Below are 18,608 nucleotides of genomic sequence, written 5' to 3'. Positions count from 1 at the left end.
GATTGGTAGCGTTTAGAAATAAAGAGAGCACCGCGAATATTTCCTCTGCCCTTTTCCGAGCAGGGGTTATTAGTGTCCCGTTCGTCTAGAGGCCTAGGACACCGCCCTTTCACGGCGGTAACAGGGGTTCGACTCCCCTACGGGATACCATCTTTAAGCACATTACTACTATGAGTAGAAATGAGTGTGTTTAAAAATGGTTCTTCTTTCAGTAGAAAGACAATCATGCTCTTTAACAATTTGGAAAGCTGACAAAACAATCTCTTTGAGATTGTTTGTAAAAGTTCTCAATTATCTCTTTAAGAGATAACCAACACACAATCAAGTGTTCTTGGGAAAGCATAGCGATATGTTTTCAAAATTGAGTCCGGCAATATCGAGTTCGTGACATGTATAAAAACACGAACACACCTTGGTGACTAACCGCTTTACTTGTAAAGCACATCAACTCAAAAGACTCTTTTGGGTTGTATGGTTAAGTGACTAAGCGTACACGGTGGATGCCTTGGCAGTCAGAGGCGATGAAGGACGTACTAACTTGCGATAAGCGTAGATAAGGCAGTAAGAGCCACTTGAGTCTACGATTTCCGAATGGGGAAACCCAGCTGCATAAGCAGTTATCATTGTGTGAATTCATAGCACAATGAGGCGAACCGGGGGAACTGAAACATCTAAGTACCCTGAGGAAAAGAAATCAACCGAGATTCTGGAAGTAGCGGCGAGCGAAACCGGATTAGCCCTTAAGCTTTTTATGCGTCAGGTGAAGTGTCTGGAAAGGCACGCGATACAGGGTGATAGCCCCGTAACCGACAGCGCATATTCAGTGAAATCGAGTAAGGCGGGACACGTGATATCCTGTCTGAACATGGGGGGACCATCCTCCAAGGCTAAATACTCCTGACTGACCGATAGTGAACCAGTACCGTGAGGGAAAGGCGAAAAGAACCCCTGTGAGGGGAGTGAAATAGAACCTGAAACCGTGTACGTACAAGCAGTAGGAGCAGGCTTTGTCCTGTGACTGCGTACCTTTTGTATAATGGGTCAGCGACTTATATTCAGTGGCAAGGTTAACCGTTTAGGGGAGCCGTAGGGAAACCGAGTCTTAACTGGGCGTTTAGTCTCTGGATATAGACCCGAAACCAGGTGATCTAGCCATGGGCAGGTTGAAGATTGAGTAACATCAATTGGAGGACCGAACCGACTAATGTTGAAAAATTAGCGGATGACTTGTGGCTAGGGGTGAAAGGCCAATCAAACCTGGAGATAGCTGGTTCTCCCCGAAAGCTATTTAGGTAGCGCCTCGGACGAATACTACTGGGGGTAGAGCACTGTTAAGGCTAGGGGGTCATCCCGACTTACCAACCCTTTGCAAACTCCGAATACCAGTAAGTACTATCCGGGAGACACACGGCGGGTGCTAACGTCCGTCGTGGAGAGGGAAACAACCCAGACCGCCAGCTAAGGTCCCAAATTATAGCTAAGTGGGAAACGATGTGGGAAGGCTTAGACAGCTAGGATGTTGGCTTAGAAGCAGCCATCATTTAAAGAAAGCGTAATAGCTCACTAGTCGAGTCGGCCTGCGCGGAAGATGTAACGGGGCTAAGCTATAAACCGAAGCTGCGGCAATACAGTTTACTGTATTGGGTAGGGGAGCGTTCTGTAAGCCGTTGAAGGTGAGCTGTAAAGCTTGCTGGAGGTATCAGAAGTGCGAATGCTGACATGAGTAACGATAATGGGGGTGAAAAACCTCCACGCCGGAAGACCAAGGGTTCCTGTCCAACGTTAATCGGGGCAGGGTAAGTCGACCCCTAAGGCGAGGCTGAAAAGCGTAGTCGATGGGAAACGGGTTAATATTCCCGTACTGCTTATAATTGCGATGGGGGGACGGAGAAGGCTAGGTGGGCCTGGCGATGGTTGTCCAGGTTCAAGTGCGTAGGCTAAGGAATTAGGTAAATCCGGTTCCTTATTAGGCCGAGACACGACGTCGAGTCACTACGGTGATGAAGTCATTGATGCCATGCTTCCAGGAAAAGCCTCTAAGCTTCAGATTATAAGCAATCGTACCCCAAACCGACACAGGTGGTCGGGTAGAGAATACCAAGGCGCTTGAGAGAACTCGGGTGAAGGAACTAGGCAAAATGGTACCGTAACTTCGGGAGAAGGTACGCTCTTGACGGTGAAGTCCCTTGCGGATGGAGCTATTAGGAGTCGCAGATACCAGGTGGCTGCAACTGTTTATTAAAAACACAGCACTGTGCAAAATCGTAAGATGACGTATACGGTGTGACGCCTGCCCGGTGCCGGAAGGTTAATTGATGGGGTTAGACTTAGGTCGACGCTCTTGATCGAAGCCCCGGTAAACGGCGGCCGTAACTATAACGGTCCTAAGGTAGCGAAATTCCTTGTCGGGTAAGTTCCGACCTGCACGAATGGCGTAATGATGGCCACGCTGTCTCCACCCGAGACTCAGTGAAATTGAAATCGCTGTGAAGATGCAGTGTACCCGCGGCTAGACGGAAAGACCCCGTGAACCTTTACTACAGCTTGGCACTGAACATTGACCCTACATGTGTAGGATAGGTGGGAGGCTTTGATGCATGGGCGCCAGTTCATGTGGAGCCATCCTTGAAATACCACCCTTGTAGTGTTGATGTTCTAACTTGGCCCCATTATCTGGGGTGAGGACAGTGCCTGGTGGGTAGTTTGACTGGGGCGGTCTCCTCCCAAAGTGTAACGGAGGAGCACGAAGGTGGGCTAATCACGGTTGGACATCGTGAGGTTAGTGCAATGGCATAAGCCCGCTTAACTGCGAGAATGACGGTTCGAGCAGGTGCGAAAGCAGGTCATAGTGATCCGGTGGTTCTGAATGGAAGGGCCATCGCTCAACGGATAAAAGGTACTCCGGGGATAACAGGCTGATACCGCCCAAGAGTTCATATCGACGGCGGTGTTTGGCACCTCGATGTCGGCTCATCACATCCTGGGGCTGAAGTCGGTCCCAAGGGTATGGCTGTTCGCCATTTAAAGTGGTACGCGAGCTGGGTTTAGAACGTCGTGAGACAGTTCGGTCCCTATCTGCCGTGGGCGTTGGAGAATTGAAAGGGGCTGCTCCTAGTACGAGAGGACCGGAGTGGACGAACCTCTGGTGTTCGGGTTGTGTCGCCAGACGCATTGCCCGGTAGCTAAGTTCGGAATCGATAACCGCTGAAAGCATCTAAGCGGGAAGCGAGCCTTGAGATGAGTTCTCCCTGGCGCTTTAAGCGTCCTAAAGGGTTGTTCGAGACTAGAACGTTGATAGGCAGGGTGTGTAAGCGTTGTGAGGCGTTGAGCTAACCTGTACTAATTGCCCGTGAGACTTAACCATACAACACCTAAAGGGTTTTATCGGACTCGATAAGAAACTTGATTGTGTCGAGAACACAAAACAGCTTTCCAGATTATTTGGATCCTTCCTCGCTACATAGTTAGCGCCGGGATAAAGTTCGATAGCAAGGCAATTTGTGAACGAGCGAAGGAGTTTATGTTTTATAAATGACTGAGCGAGAGAGCAAATTAACACCGCTAGCGGGCTTTATAGCCAGCGGAAGGAACCAACAAAATTTTGCTTGGCGACCATAGCATTTTGGACCCACCTGACTCCATGCCGAACTCAGAAGTGAAACAAAATTGCGCCGATGGTAGTGTGGGGCTTCCCCATGTGAGAGTAGGACATCGCCAGGCTTTTATTCTTGTTTTCAGATTTTTAAAAAATCTAAAGGCAAAAAGCGTGTTTTCAGATTTTAGAAAAATCTAAAAACAATGACTGGATTTCGCAAGAAATCAGTCACCATAACGTTTTATTGTTTGGTGTTAAATTTAAAACCAAAAAAATAAAATTTTATGTTGACTTACAGAGTCAATAGCGTATTATACGCGTCCTGCTTCGGTGATAAGTCATTGAAAGCAAAGCTCTTTAACAATTTAAACACTATCAATCTGTGTGGGCACTTGTTGATGATAATCAATAGATTCTTAGGAATCACATTGGTTTCAATGAACTGAGTGACCAAACGAGTCGAAAGACTTGGCACAGTCAATTCACAGTCCTTATTCGGCAACGAATAAAGAATGTAATCAGTATTCATTGAGCCGCTCGAAAGAGCACAAAAACTTTAATTGAAGAGTTTGATCATGGCTCAGATTGAACGCTGGCGGCAGGCCTAACACATGCAAGTCGAGCGGAAACGAGTTATCTGAACCTTCGGGGGACGATAACGGCGTCGAGCGGCGGACGGGTGAGTAATGCCTGGGAAATTGCCCTGATGTGGGGGATAACCATTGGAAACGATGGCTAATACCGCATAATCTCTTCGGAGTAAAGAGGGGGACCTTCGGGCCTCTCGCGTCAGGATATGCCCAGGTGGGATTAGCTAGTTGGTGAGGTAATGGCTCACCAAGGCGACGATCCCTAGCTGGTCTGAGAGGATGATCAGCCACACTGGAACTGAGACACGGTCCAGACTCCTACGGGAGGCAGCAGTGGGGAATATTGCACAATGGGCGCAAGCCTGATGCAGCCATGCCGCGTGTATGAAGAAGGCCTTCGGGTTGTAAAGTACTTTCAGCAGTGAGGAAGGGGATTAGGTTAATAGCCTAGTTCTTTGACGTTAGCTGCAGAAGAAGCACCGGCTAACTCCGTGCCAGCAGCCGCGGTAATACGGAGGGTGCGAGCGTTAATCGGAATTACTGGGCGTAAAGCGCATGCAGGTGGTTTGTTAAGTCAGATGTGAAAGCCCGGGGCTCAACCTCGGAATAGCATTTGAAACTGGCAGGCTAGAGTACTGTAGAGGGGGGTAGAATTTCAGGTGTAGCGGTGAAATGCGTAGAGATCTGAAGGAATACCGGTGGCGAAGGCGGCCCCCTGGACAGATACTGACACTCAGATGCGAAAGCGTGGGGAGCAAACAGGATTAGATACCCTGGTAGTCCACGCTGTAAACGATGTCTACTTGGAGGTTGTGGCCTTGAGCCGTGGCTTTCGGAGCTAACGCGTTAAGTAGACCGCCTGGGGAGTACGGTCGCAAGATTAAAACTCAAATGAATTGACGGGGGCCCGCACAAGCGGTGGAGCATGTGGTTTAATTCGATGCAACGCGAAGAACCTTACCTACTCTTGACATCCATAGAACTTAGCAGAGATGCTTTGGTGCCTTCGGGAACTATGAGACAGGTGCTGCATGGCTGTCGTCAGCTCGTGTTGTGAAATGTTGGGTTAAGTCCCGCAACGAGCGCAACCCTTATCCTTGTTTGCCAGCACTTCGGGTGGGAACTCCAGGGAGACTGCCGGTGATAAACCGGAGGAAGGTGGGGACGACGTCAAGTCATCATGGCCCTTACGAGTAGGGCTACACACGTGCTACAATGGCGCATACAGAGGGTTGCCAACTTGCGAAAGTGAGCGAATCCCAAAAAGTGCGTCGTAGTCCGGATTGGAGTCTGCAACTCGACTCCATGAAGTCGGAATCGCTAGTAATCGTGGATCAGAATGCCACGGTGAATACGTTCCCGGGCCTTGTACACACCGCCCGTCACACCATGGGAGTGGGCTGCAAAAGAAGTGGGTAGTTTAACCTTCGGGGGGACGCTCACCACTTTGTGGTTCATGACTGGGGTGAAGTCGTAACAAGGTAGCCCTAGGGGAACCTGGGGCTGGATCACCTCCTTATACGAAAGATTATCTTTCGATGCGTGTCCACACAGATTGATAGGGTTTAAAGTAAAGAGAAATGGGTCTGTAGCTCAGCTGGTTAGAGCGCTCGCCTGATAAGCGGGAGGTCGGTGGTTCAAGTCCACTCAGACCCACCACTATCTTTTCCCAGAGATAGGGGTCGATTTCATTGGGGCTATAGCTCAGCTGGGAGAGCGCCTGCCTTGCACGCAGGAGGTCTGCGGTTCGATCCCGCATAGCTCCACCATCTTTAAGCACATTGCTGCGATAAGCAGAAATGAGTGTGTTTAAAAATGGTTTCTCTTTCATTAGAAAGACAATCATGCTCTTTAACAATTTGGAAAGCTGACAAAACAATCTCTTTGAGATTGTTTGTAAAAGTTCTCAATTATCTCTTTAAGAGATAACCAACACACAATCAAGTGTTCTTGGGAAAGCATAGCGATATGTTTTCAAAATTGAGTCCGGCAATATCGAGTTCGTGACATGTATAAAAACACGAACACACCTTGGTGACTAACCGCTTTACTTGTAAAGCACATCAACTCAAAAGACTCTTTTGGGTTGTATGGTTAAGTGACTAAGCGTACACGGTGGATGCCTTGGCAGTCAGAGGCGATGAAGGACGTACTAACTTGCGATAAGCGTAGATAAGGCAGTAAGAGCCACTTGAGTCTACGATTTCCGAATGGGGAAACCCAGCTGCATAAGCAGTTATCATTGTGTGAATTCATAGCACAATGAGGCGAACCGGGGGAACTGAAACATCTAAGTACCCCGAGGAAAAGAAATCAACCGAGATTCTGGAAGTAGCGGCGAGCGAAACCGGATTAGCCCTTAAGCTTTTTATGCGTCAGGTGAAGTGTCTGGAAAGGCACGCGATACAGGGTGATAGCCCCGTAACCGGCAGCGCATATTCAGTGAAATCGAGTAAGGCGGGACACGTGATATCCTGTCTGAACATGGGGGGACCATCCTCCAAGGCTAAATACTCCTGACTGACCGATAGTGAACCAGTACCGTGAGGGAAAGGCGAAAAGAACCCCTGTGAGGGGAGTGAAATAGAACCTGAAACCGTGTACGTACAAGCAGTAGGAGCAGGCTTTGTCCTGTGACTGCGTACCTTTTGTATAATGGGTCAGCGACTTATATTCAGTGGCAAGGTTAACCGTTTAGGGGAGCCGTAGGGAAACCGAGTCTTAACTGGGCGTTTAGTCTCTGGATATAGACCCGAAACCAGGTGATCTAGCCATGGGCAGGTTGAAGATTGAGTAACATCAATTGGAGGACCGAACCGACTAATGTTGAAAAATTAGCGGATGACTTGTGGCTAGGGGTGAAAGGCCAATCAAACCTGGAGATAGCTGGTTCTCCCCGAAAGCTATTTAGGTAGCGCCTCGGACGAATACTACTGGGGGTAGAGCACTGTTAAGGCTAGGGGGTCATCCCGACTTACCAACCCTTTGCAAACTCCGAATACCAGTAAGTACTATCCGGGAGACACACGGCGGGTGCTAACGTCCGTCGTGGAGAGGGAAACAACCCAGACCGCCAGCTAAGGTCCCAAATTATAGCTAAGTGGGAAACGATGTGGGAAGGCTTAGACAGCTAGGATGTTGGCTTAGAAGCAGCCATCATTTAAAGAAAGCGTAATAGCTCACTAGTCGAGTCGGCCTGCGCGGAAGATGTAACGGGGCTAAGCTATAAACCGAAGCTGCGGCAATACAGTTTACTGTATTGGGTAGGGGAGCGTTCTGTAAGCCGTTGAAGGTGAGCTGTAAAGCTTGCTGGAGGTATCAGAAGTGCGAATGCTGACATGAGTAACGATAATGGGGGTGAAAAACCTCCACGCCGGAAGACCAAGGGTTCCTGTCCAACGTTAATCGGGGCAGGGTAAGTCGACCCCTAAGGCGAGGCTGAAAAGCGTAGTCGATGGGAAACGGGTTAATATTCCCGTACTGCTTATAATTGCGATGGGGGGACGGAGAAGGCTAGGTGGGCCTGGCGATGGTTGTCCAGGTTCAAGTGCGTAGGCTAAGGAATTAGGTAAATCCGGTTCCTTATTAGGCCGAGACACGACGTCGAGTCACTACGGTGATGAAGTCATTGATGCCATGCTTCCAGGAAAAGCCTCTAAGCTTCAGATTATAAGCAATCGTACCCCAAACCGACACAGGTGGTCGGGTAGAGAATACCAAGGCGCTTGAGAGAACTCGGGTGAAGGAACTAGGCAAAATGGTACCGTAACTTCGGGAGAAGGTACGCTCTTGACGGTGAAGTCCCTTGCGGATGGAGCTATTAGGAGTCGCAGATACCAGGTGGCTGCAACTGTTTATTAAAAACACAGCACTGTGCAAAATCGTAAGATGACGTATACGGTGTGACGCCTGCCCGGTGCCGGAAGGTTAATTGATGGGGTTAGACTTAGGTCGACGCTCTTGATCGAAGCCCCGGTAAACGGCGGCCGTAACTATAACGGTCCTAAGGTAGCGAAATTCCTTGTCGGGTAAGTTCCGACCTGCACGAATGGCGTAATGATGGCCACGCTGTCTCCACCCGAGACTCAGTGAAATTGAAATCGCTGTGAAGATGCAGTGTACCCGCGGCTAGACGGAAAGACCCCGTGAACCTTTACTACAGCTTGGCACTGAACATTGACCCTACATGTGTAGGATAGGTGGGAGGCTTTGATGCATGGGCGCCAGTTCATGTGGAGCCATCCTTGAAATACCACCCTTGTAGTGTTGATGTTCTAACTTAGCCCCATTATCTGGGGTGAGGACAGTGCCTGGTGGGTAGTTTGACTGGGGCGGTCTCCTCCCAAAGTGTAACGGAGGAGCACGAAGGTGGGCTAATCACGGTTGGACATCGTGAGGTTAGTGCAATGGCATAAGCCCGCTTAACTGCGAGAATGACGGTTCGAGCAGGTGCGAAAGCAGGTCATAGTGATCCGGTGGTTCTGAATGGAAGGGCCATCGCTCAACGGATAAAAGGTACTCCGGGGATAACAGGCTGATACCGCCCAAGAGTTCATATCGACGGCGGTGTTTGGCACCTCGATGTCGGCTCATCACATCCTGGGGCTGAAGTCGGTCCCAAGGGTATGGCTGTTCGCCATTTAAAGTGGTACGCGAGCTGGGTTTAGAACGTCGTGAGACAGTTCGGTCCCTATCTGCCGTGGGCGTTGGAGAATTGAAAGGGGCTGCTCCTAGTACGAGAGGACCGGAGTGGACGAACCTCTGGTGTTCGGGTTGTGTCGCCAGACGCATTGCCCGGTAGCTAAGTTCGGAATCGATAACCGCTGAAAGCATCTAAGCGGGAAGCGAGCCTTGAGATGAGTTCTCCCTGGCGCTTTAAGCGTCCTAAAGGGTTGTTCGAGACTAGAACGTTGATAGGCAGGGTGTGTAAGCGTTGTGAGGCGTTGAGCTAACCTGTACTAATTGCCCGTGAGACTTAACCATACAACACCTAAAGGGTTTTATCGGACTCGATAAGAAACTTGATTGTGTCGAGAACACAAAACAGCTTTCCAGATTATTTGGATCCTTCCTCGCTACATAGTTAGCGCCGGGATAAAGTTCGATAGCAAGGCAATTTGTGAACGAGCGAAGGAGTTTATGTTTTATAAATGACTGAGCGAGAGAGCAAATTAACACCGCTAGCGGGCTTTATAGCCAGCGGAAGGAACCAACAAAATTTTGCTTGGCGACCATAGCATTTTGGACCCACCTGACTCCATGCCGAACTCAGAAGTGAAACAAAATTGCGCCGATGGTAGTGTGGGGCTTCCCCATGTGAGAGTAGGACATCGCCAGGCTTTTATTCTTGTTTTTAGACAAATCTAAAAACAAAACTAAAACGAGCATTTTTTGTAAGACTCAGTTTTAGTGACTGTAAAAGCCCGCTCTTCCAGTTGGGCTTTTTTAGTAGCAAAGTAGATTTTGCTGATATGGCTCAGTCGGTAGAGCGCATCCTTGGTAAGGATGAGGTCCCCAGTTCGATTCTGGGTATCAGCACCATATTTTACTTAGCGACCATAGCATTTTGGACCCACCTGATTCCATGCCGAACTCAGAAGTGAAACAAAATTGCGCCGATGGTAGTGTGGGGTTTCCCCATGTGAGAGTAGGACATCGCTAGGTTCTTATTTTTCATTTTACATGGTTAAAATGAATGGCACTTTAGCCAATGCCTTCAAACCCCAGTCGATTGACTGGGGTTTTTTCATATCTACAGACGTGACCAATCACCGTCAATCAATTGAAAACTTCATTCGCTATTATTGACCGTATACTTAATCAGATTGGTATAATCAATTTAGACGACTGATCGCATGATATTCTGGGCCTGCCCATTTGATAGAGATTGGTATATAAAGCACATTGTTCACCTATTAGGAGTTTTCCTTTGAGCCAATTATCATTTACTTCTCTCCCGCTTAGCCAACCGTTGTTGAGTAACCTAGAGAGTATGGGTTACCACACTATGACGCCAATACAAGCTTTGAGTCTGCCTAAGATTTTGCAAGGTAAAGATATCATTGGTCAGGGAAAAACCGGTTCGGGTAAAACGGCCGCTTTCTCATTAGGCTTGTTGTCTAACTTAAACGTAAAACGCTTTCGAGTGCAAAGTTTAGTCTTGTGTCCAACCCGTGAACTTGCCGATCAGGTAGCCGGTGAAATTCGCACCTTAGCAAGGGCGGTTCACAATATTAAAGTACTGACCTTATGCGGTGGCACACCAATGGGACCGCAAATTGGCTCACTAGAGCATGGAGCACATATCTTAGTGGGTACGCCAGGTCGTATTCTGGATCACTTGCTCAAAGGGCGTATCGACTTATCTGAGCTCAATACCCTGATTTTAGATGAAGCGGATCGGATGCTGGAAATGGGCTTTCAAGAGTCATTAGATACAATTATCGACTACGCTCCAAAGCACAGACAAACTTTGTTATTCAGTGCGACTTTCCCCAGTGAGATTGAATCCATGGCAGCGGGACTGATGGTTGAGCCCGAAGTCGTTAAAGTGGAATCGAACCACGATCAAGCGACGATTACTCAACATTTTTATCAGATTGATGACAACCAAGAACGTGAACGCGCCTTGCGTTTATTGTTAATGGCACATCAACCTCAGTCTGCGGTTATCTTTTGCAATACGAAGCGCGAAGTACAATCGGTGACAGACTTGCTGAACACCCATGGTTTTAGTGTGGTTGAGTTACACGGTGATATGGAGCAAAAGGATCGAGACCAGGCTCTGATCCGCTTTGCGAATAAAAGTGTGTCTCTATTAGTTGCTACCGATGTGGCGGCACGAGGCTTGGATGTCGACAATCTGGATGCGGTATTTAATTATGAACTCTCTCGCGATCCTGAAGTTCACGTTCATCGCATAGGCCGTACAGGTCGCGCTGGAAGCCAAGGTGTGGCATTTAACTTTTATCGCAGTAAAGAAGGCCATCGTTTATCTGCCATTGAAGAGGCGCTTGGTCACTCAATCAACACATCGTCTTTACCAGAGGACGAGGTTCTCAATCAACGTCCATATTTCGCTCCTATGCATACGATACAAATCGATGGTGGTAAGAAACAGAAAGTTCGCCCCGGTGATATTCTCGGTGTACTCACGGCTGAAGGTGGCCTAAAAGGCGAGCAGATTGGCAAAATTACTGTGCAAGCGATGCGCGCCTATGTGGCGGTGAATCACGATGTGGTGAAACAGGCACTACGTCAGTTTGAAAATCGGAAGATGAAAGGCCGACAATTTCGTGCTCGTTGGTTGAAGTAAAGTCGCTGGTATCAAAGTCACGCCACGTGGGATCACTCATCGTGGCGTTTTTACTTTATACCAATCTAACGAAATCGCGGGTCATCCTAGCGGTTTAAAAACTCGATAACCTCGTTAAGAAAATAACATCTAGAATAACTACTTAGATTCTTTTCTTTATAAGCAAAGAGCTCGCCTTGTTCTCAAGCTCTTCTCCTGCGCTGTCATTGACCGCAGACTCAATCAGATTGGCATTATTGTTCAGAGGGCGATTAGCGGGATACTCAATTTATAAAATCCGCTTTAATACACGATCCGCTTTGACTCTTAAGATCTTGCGGATCAAGCGCTGGGCCGGCACTGGATAATGGTCGATTTTCTCGAACTGTTTGTAGGTGCAGATGAGCTTAGTGTGGTGCAAAATATTACTGACTTCATCCTCAAACATCGGGGTCATTGATTGTGTCGTGTCATTGATCAATAACCCGTTTTCAAGATCCAAACTCCATGCCCTTGGGTTGAAGTTATTGCCGGTGATCAGCATGTATTGCTTATCGACCCACATGCCTTTCAAATGGAAACTATTGTGGTCGTGCTTCCACAGGTGTAAGCACAGTCTCCGAGCGGCAATGTGCGCTTCGTTGGCTTTGGCAAACTTGCGTAAATTGAGTTCGTAAAGATACGGCAACCCGCCAATGGTTTTAAATTCATCTTGCGGTGAGATGTAAAAGTCATTCGCCGTTTTATCGCCGACCACGATAGAGACCTTAACCCCTCGTTTTAATGCGCGACGAATCGCACGGGATACCGCCCGAGGAAAATTAAAATACGGGGTACAGATAAAGACTTCTTCTTTCGCTGAGGCAATCAACTGAATAATGCGGATATTGAGTTCATTACGTCGTTTGCCAAGCCCAACCAATGGCGTGATGGCCATTTGACCTTGTTGAGCTTCTTGGGGTTCAAACTGGTAACGAGCGCGTGAAAGTTGCCCTCTAAATTGCCTGATCTCCGCTTTGAGGTCACGAGTATGAGGTTTCACGGGCGAGGCTAGGTCATTGACTGCGGGATGCGCGAGCATTTGCTGTTCAATAAAGTTGACCATGCAGTCCGCTAACCCTTGATGGTGGAAAAGATGGTAGCGGTCGAAGCGGTATTTATCTTTGTGGTGCAAGTAGACATTATTCATACTGGCGCCGCTGTAGAGCACTGTGTCATCAAAGATAAAGCCTTTTAAGTGCAAGACCCCGAACACTTCTTTCCCTCGTACTGGGATACCGTAGACTGGGATGTGAGCGTTGTAATGCTCTGCAAATCGCTTGTACATCGCCGCATTGCCTTCCGATTGACTTGCACCAATCAAGCCGCGTTGGGCACGATGCCAATCGACACACAATTTAATATCAAGCTCTGGGTTGGCGAGTTTGGCTGTGTATAAGGCCTCTAAAATCTCGCGACCCGCTTCATCATCTTCTAGATAAAGCGCCACTAGATAGATACGGCTTTTGGCTTGTTGGATCAAATTTAACAGCGTTTGCCGATACTCTTTGGCCGAGTGAAGGATAGTAACATCCTGAGCCTTGACCGCTAAACTGGGTAACGATTGTAATGGATTTGAATTGACCATCATATGATGTGTTAACCTTATCTACCTGCAATGCGCAAACGAGCAATATTATCAAAAATCCGCTCGAGACGCATTAATTGCTGCCATTGCTATTTTTTTCAAATGACATTGGGATCAAGTCTTTACCCGTTCCAGTATACCTGAGCAGTAAAGTACGCAGATCGTTGGGCAGTGATTCTACTGCGCCGATCTTAAAACCATATCGTTGATAATAATCGCCTAAGTGATTTAAAGCAAAGCAGTAGTCACCCGCTTGAAAGACATTTTCTTTACAATACGTTAATAGCGCTCCCCCTACGCCTTGCTGACGGTATGTTGGTAAAACCAGCATGCCAGTCATCAAGCGGTACTGACCGATGGTTCTTAGCCGTAACGTCGCGATGATTTGCTTTTGATGCTCTAGGGTATAAATGGTTTCATCAGATTTGGGCTTAGCACTTGGATAGTGTTGCTTGTAGAGCTTTTTAACAAGTGGTAGACGAATCGCGTCTAGTTGGCGAATGTTTATCTTGTCGAGCATTGAGCTTGTTGGTAACGTCACTGCGAAATCTGAGCCAGTCATGTAGAATGTAAAACAGTTTAGAAGAAGTCGAGCCCAGCATGCAAATTCAAAGCAATGTTTCTTTAACCGCGTACCATACTTTTGGTCTGCCGGTATCTTGTCGTTATTTGGTCGAAGTGACCTCGGTTGAAGAGATTCAGTCGGTCTATTTGTCACCCGAGTTTCGCGATTTGCCCAAGTTAGTCATAGGTAGAGGCAGCAATTTATTATTTACCGAAGACTTTGCCGGGGTGGTGATCGTCAATCGCATTACCGGTATTGAGGTTGAGTCACAAGTGCAAGGGTACTCATTGCATGTCGGCGCCGGAGAAGACTGGCCAAGTTTTGTCGCGTGGACTTTAGAACAAGATATGCCTGGGCTCGAAAACTTGGCGATGATTCCGGGTTGTGTTGGCTCCGCTCCGATTCAAAACATCGGCGCATATGGCCGAGAGTTAAACGACTTTTGTCATTATGTCGATGTTTACGATCTCGACGCGCAATGCGTTCGACGTTTGACTGCCAAGGCGTGTCAGTTTGGGTATCGCGATTCCATTTTTAAACGCGAACTGTTGGGAAAGGTCGTGATTGTGGCGGTTGGTTTGTTCCTTCCAAAACCTTGGCAAGCTGAACTCGGTTATGGGCCTTTGCAAGGTTTGAATGCCGAGACCACCACCGCTCAAGACGTTTTTAGCGCAGTTTGTGAAACGCGCCAGCAGAAATTGCCCGATCCACAGCAGATAGGCAATGCTGGGAGCTTTTTTAAAAACCCAGTGGTGGCATTAGAACAATGGCAGCTACTGCAGCAAACCCACCCTGGTATCGTCGGGTATCCTGTGTCGGATGGGGTAAAACTTGCCGCCGGGTGGTTGATTGATCAATGTGGCTTAAAAGGGCAATGTTGTGGTGGTGCCAAAGTGCACGAGCATCAAGCGTTGGTGCTTATCAATGCCAACCAAGCCACACCACAGGATGTACTCGGGTTGGCCGCTAAGGTCGTTGAAGCGGTCCGCCAGCGTTTTAACGTCGTGTTAGAGCACGAAGTTCGCTTCATGGCTGCGCAAGGGGAAACGAATTTGACAACATGTCTGGAGGAACGGTCATGAGCAAAACACCGACGACTAAGTTGGCTATTTTACAACGCATCGCTGATGGTCAGTTTCACTCGGGCGAAGCGCTTGGTGAGGACTTGGGTATTTCGCGAGCTGCGGTAGCGAAACACATCAAGAGCTTAAGAGCTTGGGGATTGGACATTTATCGCGTACAAGGCAAGGGGTATTGCTTGGAGAAGCCATTGCAATTGCTCGATAGTGAGAAAATTGTTTCCCGCTTTGGCCGTGTGGACGTGTTTGCTGAGATTGACTCAACGAATCAGTATTTGATGGAGCAGTTAACAGAGCTTGAACAAGGCCGCGTTTGCCTGGCGGAATACCAATCTGCCGGTCGAGGTCGTCGCGGACGAAAATGGGTGTCTCCATTTGGCCAAAACCTCTATTTGTCGATGTATTGGAACTTATCGGCGGGGTTGGGCGCGGCGATGGGGTTAAGTTTAGCCATTGGTATTGCCACGGTTGAAGCATTGGAAAAACTCGATATTCACGGCGTAAAGTTAAAATGGCCAAACGATCTCTATTATCAAGATAAAAAGTTGGCTGGCGTATTAGTGGAATTGAGCGGGCAAACCGGCGGGGTTGCCGATGTCGTGATTGGCATGGGTATGAACATCGCGATCAGTGAACAAGACAGCCAAGCGATTACCCAGCCTTGGAGCTGTATTGAAGAGATAGTTCCGGGGCGCAGGATTGATCGCAATCAATTGGCCAGTGCGTTGATCGAGTCATGGCATCAAACCTTAGTCGAATACGAAACGTCTGGTCTTGGTGCATTTTTAGCGCGTTGGCAGCGATTAGACAATTACCTAGGGCGACCAGTGCGTTTAATTATCGGAGAGCAGCAGCACCACGGCGTCATGAAAGGCATTAATGAACAAGGCGCCGTGTTGTTAGAAAACGACCAAGGTACGCAGGCCTTTTTTGGCGGTGAAATTTCGATGCGAGGTACAGACTGAGCGTTTATAACACATTGGGTGGGTTATTTTCGCAACCCGACCTCTTTGACCATGTGGTTCTCGCCTTTGGTGAGGATCAAATGGGCTCTGTCTCGGGTAGGTAGAATATTTTGTTGTAAGTTCAGGCCGTTAATACTGTCCCAAATCACCGAAGCTTTTTTGCATGCCTGTTCGGCCGTGAGCTTGGTGTAGTGACTAAAGTAAGACCCTGGCTTGGCAAAAGCCCCTTGTCGAAAAGCCATAAATCGCTCGATGTACCACTGTTTGATGAGCGAGGTCTCGGCATCGACGTAAATGGAAAAGTCCAAAAAGTCAGAGACAAAAGTGCGACATGGGTCTTGAGGGTAATTCGCCCCGGTCTGTAAAACATTAAGGCCTTCTAAAATCACCACATCAGGGCGGTCGACCACTTTGATTTCATCGGTGATGTCATAGGTTAAATGGGAATAAACCGGAGCGGTCACATTGGGTTTACCCGCTTTGACATCAGAGACAAAGCTGAGTAGACGCTTGGTGTCATAGGACTCAGGGAAGCCCTTTTTTCCCATCAAGCCTTTCTCTAATAAGGTCGCATTGGGGTATAGAAAACCATCAGTCGTGACCAGCTCGACTTTGGGGTGGTTTTCCCAGCGCGACAACAACTCTCGCAATAGGCGGGCGGTGGTGCTTTTACCAACCGCAACACTGCCGGCAATGCCAATCACAAAGGGCGGCGCGTGCTCTTCGTTGTGCAAAAACTGCTGCAGCACACTGTTGCGGCTTTGCCGTGCGGCGACATAAAGGTTTAATAAGCGCGAAAGAGGCAGGTAGATTTCTACCGCTTCTTGCATGGTGAGTTTGTCGTTGATGCCTTGGAGCGCTTTAAGGTCGTCTTCTGAGAGCGTCATGGGAACCGAATTGCGCAATTGTGACCACTTTTCTCGATTAAATTGTAAAAAAGGACTCATGGAAGTACTCAACGACATATAAACAAGAGGTTGAACATACCGTATGGCGAGCGTAAAGCAAATCCCTAACCGAGGAATTGAGAGATAAAAACATCGTCGTGATTAAAAAGTCAGCACTTGGCGTCGAAAATCGAAAAAAAACGATTTTTTTTGATTTTTCTATTGCAAGGAAGAAAATCATTCAATAGAATTCGCACCACTTATGCCGACTTAGCTCAGTAGGTAGAGCAACTGACTTGTAATCAGTAGGTCACCAGTTCGATTCCGGTAGTCGGCACCATTTTCTCCAAGTAGTGAAAATGGATGAAATTTTTGGAGGGGTTCCCGAGTGGCCAAAGGGAGCAGACTGTAAATCTGCCGGCACTGCCTTCGATGGTTCGAATCCGTCCCCCTCCACCATATTCTTTAGGAAATAGCTCTCTGAGTTACGTGTTGCGGGCATCGTATAATGGCTATTACCTCAGCCTTCCAAGCTGATGATGCGGGTTCGATTCCCGCTGCCCGCTCCAACTCTTTTAGAGTGCTGATATAGCTCAGGTGGTAGAGCGCATCCTTGGTAAGGATGAGGTCGGCAGTTCGAGTCTGCCTATCAGCACCAGTCCTAAGCTATTTCCTATAGATGTAAATTACCAAAAAATTTATTTGGTTGCGTGGTCATCAAAGCCACCTAAATCCGTACCTAGAGGGACAAGTCATGTCTAAAGAAAAATTTGAACGTACGAAACCGCACGTAAACGTTGGTACTATCGGCCACGTTGACCACGGTAAAACAACTCTAACTGCAGCAATCTGTACTGTACTGTCTAAAACTTACGGCGGTTCAGCACGTGACTTCGCGTCAATCGACAATGCTCCTGAAGAGCGTGAGCGCGGTATCACTATCGCAACTTCACACGTTGAGTACGACACTCCAACTCGTCACTACGCACACGTAGACTGCCCAGGACACGCGGATTATGTTAAGAACATGATCACAGGTGCTGCGCAAATGGACGGTGGTATCCTAGTTGTTGCTGCAACAGATGGTCCAATGCCACAAACTCGTGAGCACATCCTACTAGGCCGTCAGGTTGGTATCCCTTACATCATCGTATTCATGAACAAATGTGACATGGTTGATGACGAAGAGCTACTAGAACTAGTAGAAATGGAAGTACGTGAACTTCTTTCTGAGTACGACTTCCCAGGTGATGACCTACCAGTTATCCAAGGTTCTGCTCTTGGCGCACTAAACGGTGAAGCGCAATGGGAAGAGAAAATTGTTGAGCTTGCAACAGCACTTGACGAGTACATCCCAGAGCCAGAGCGTGCGGTAGATCAACCATTCCTAATGCCGATTGAAGACGTATTCTCAATCCAAGGTCGTGGTACTGTAGTAACAGGTCGTATCGAGCGCGGTATCCTAACTGTTGGTGACGAAGTTGCCATCGTAGGTATCAAAGATACAACAACAACAACTTGTACTGGTGTTGAAATGTTCCGTAAACTGCTTGACGAAGGTCGTGCAGGTGAGAACGTTGGTGCACTACTACGTGGTACTAAGCGTGATGACGTAGAACGTGGTCAAGTACTTGCTAAGCCAGGCTCAATCACTCCTCACACTAAATTCGAATCAGAAGTATACGTACTGTCTAAAGATGAAGGTGGTCGTCACACGCCATTCTTCAAAGGCTACCGTCCACAGTTCTACTTCCGTACTACAGACGTAACTGGTGACATCCAGCTACCTGACGGCGTAGAAATGGTAATGCCTGGCGACAACGTACAAATGACTGTAGAGCTAATCGCACCAATCGCAATGGACGAAGGTCTTCGTTTCGCGATCCGTGAAGGCGGCCGTACAGTAGGTGCTGGTGTTGTTGCTAAGATCTTTGATTAATCATTGACTACACACTAGTAAAAAGGGCATCATTTGATGCCCTTTTTCTGCGCTGAAGAATGATTTT

General features: G+C 48.0%; 7 protein-coding genes, 8 tRNA genes and 6 rRNA genes. 18 read left to right on the top strand and 3 right to left on the bottom strand.

The annotated features are described in order from the left end of the window. Positions 1-74: 74 nt before the first annotated feature. From AB0763_RS12520 to dbpA, 11 genes are all read left to right on the top strand, one after another. A tRNA-Glu gene (locus AB0763_RS12520) sits at positions 75-150 on the top strand. 323 nt (positions 151-473) lie between these two features. Further along, positions 474-3,364: ribosomal RNA gene (locus AB0763_RS12515) — 23S ribosomal RNA — on the top strand. A gap of 240 nt (positions 3,365-3,604) precedes the next feature. After that, a 5S ribosomal RNA gene (rrf, locus tag AB0763_RS12510) occupies positions 3,605-3,720 on the top strand. A gap of 432 nt (positions 3,721-4,152) precedes the next feature. Then, positions 4,153-5,704: ribosomal RNA gene (locus AB0763_RS12505) — 16S ribosomal RNA — on the top strand. Between the two features lie 63 nt (positions 5,705-5,767). Continuing rightward, positions 5,768-5,844 (top strand) — tRNA-Ile (locus AB0763_RS12500). A gap of 34 nt (positions 5,845-5,878) precedes the next feature. Beyond that, positions 5,879-5,954, top strand: a tRNA-Ala gene (locus tag AB0763_RS12495). Between the two features lie 323 nt (positions 5,955-6,277). Then, positions 6,278-9,168 (top strand): 23S ribosomal RNA (locus AB0763_RS12490). A gap of 240 nt (positions 9,169-9,408) precedes the next feature. Beyond that, a 5S ribosomal RNA gene (gene rrf / locus AB0763_RS12485) occupies positions 9,409-9,524 on the top strand. 126 nt (positions 9,525-9,650) lie between these two features. After that, a tRNA-Thr gene (locus tag AB0763_RS12480) sits at positions 9,651-9,726 on the top strand. 7 nt (positions 9,727-9,733) lie between these two features. Beyond that, positions 9,734-9,849 (top strand): 5S ribosomal RNA (rrf, locus tag AB0763_RS12475). The 16S, 23S and 5S rRNA genes sit together here with 4 tRNA genes alongside, the layout of an rRNA operon. Before the next feature lie 265 nt (positions 9,850-10,114). Further along, positions 10,115-11,500 carry an ATP-dependent RNA helicase DbpA gene (gene dbpA, locus AB0763_RS12470; protein WP_306102429.1) on the top strand — a complete coding sequence of 462 codons (1,386 nt, stop codon included), beginning with the start codon at positions 10,115-10,117 and terminating at the stop codon, positions 11,498-11,500. Positions 11,501-11,768: 268 nt separating this feature from the next. Here the strand turns inward: dbpA and pssA are convergent, their stop codons facing one another. Both pssA and AB0763_RS12460 read right to left on the bottom strand, forming a co-directional pair. Then, positions 11,769-13,109 carry a CDP-diacylglycerol--serine O-phosphatidyltransferase gene (gene pssA, locus AB0763_RS12465; protein ID WP_306102430.1) on the bottom strand — a complete coding sequence of 447 codons (1,341 nt, stop codon included), beginning with the start codon at positions 13,107-13,109 and terminating at the stop codon, positions 11,769-11,771. Between the two features lie 70 nt (positions 13,110-13,179). After that, positions 13,180-13,647 (bottom strand): GNAT family N-acetyltransferase, encoded by a 468-nt coding sequence (locus AB0763_RS12460; RefSeq protein WP_306102431.1) that lies wholly within the window; start codon positions 13,645-13,647, stop codon positions 13,180-13,182. 59 nt (positions 13,648-13,706) lie between these two features. Between AB0763_RS12460 and murB the strand changes: the two genes are divergently transcribed. Both murB and birA read left to right on the top strand, forming a co-directional pair. Then, the gene (gene murB, locus AB0763_RS12455; protein WP_306102432.1) at positions 13,707-14,753 is read left to right on the top strand and encodes a UDP-N-acetylmuramate dehydrogenase; all 1,047 of its coding nucleotides are present in this window, start codon (positions 13,707-13,709) and stop codon (positions 14,751-14,753) included. Further along, on the top strand, positions 14,750-15,715 hold the full coding sequence (gene birA, locus AB0763_RS12450; protein ID WP_306102433.1) for a bifunctional biotin--[acetyl-CoA-carboxylase] ligase/biotin operon repressor BirA: 966 nt from the start codon (positions 14,750-14,752) through the stop codon (positions 15,713-15,715). The genes murB and birA overlap by 4 nt, the downstream gene beginning before the upstream one ends. Before the next feature lie 23 nt (positions 15,716-15,738). Here the strand turns inward: birA and coaA are convergent, their stop codons facing one another. Next, positions 15,739-16,662: a type I pantothenate kinase gene (coaA, locus tag AB0763_RS12445; protein ID WP_306102434.1), complete on the bottom strand. Its 924-nt coding sequence runs from the start codon at positions 16,660-16,662 to the stop codon at positions 15,739-15,741. 204 nt (positions 16,663-16,866) lie between these two features. Between coaA and AB0763_RS12440 the strand changes: the two genes are divergently transcribed. The 5 genes from AB0763_RS12440 (at position 16,867) to tuf (ending at position 18,541) form a co-directional block, all read left to right on the top strand. Beyond that, positions 16,867-16,942, top strand: a tRNA-Thr gene (locus AB0763_RS12440). Between the two features lie 34 nt (positions 16,943-16,976). Beyond that, positions 16,977-17,061: transfer RNA gene (locus AB0763_RS12435), tRNA-Tyr, on the top strand. Between the two features lie 35 nt (positions 17,062-17,096). Further along, positions 17,097-17,171, top strand: a tRNA-Gly gene (locus tag AB0763_RS12430). Between the two features lie 13 nt (positions 17,172-17,184). After that, positions 17,185-17,260: transfer RNA gene (locus tag AB0763_RS12425), tRNA-Thr, on the top strand. Positions 17,261-17,356: 96 nt separating this feature from the next. Next, entirely contained in the window at positions 17,357-18,541 is a 1,185-nt protein-coding gene (gene tuf, locus AB0763_RS12420; protein ID WP_368643522.1) for an elongation factor Tu, read from the top strand. Positions 18,542-18,608 lie beyond the last annotated feature (67 nt).

Origin of the sequence: Vibrio sp. HB236076, assembly GCF_040957575.1 — a bacterium.
Taxonomy (GTDB): domain Bacteria; phylum Pseudomonadota; class Gammaproteobacteria; order Enterobacterales; family Vibrionaceae; genus Vibrio.
Note: the sequence above shows the minus strand (reverse complement) of the source record. Positions and strands in the feature narration are given on the sequence as shown.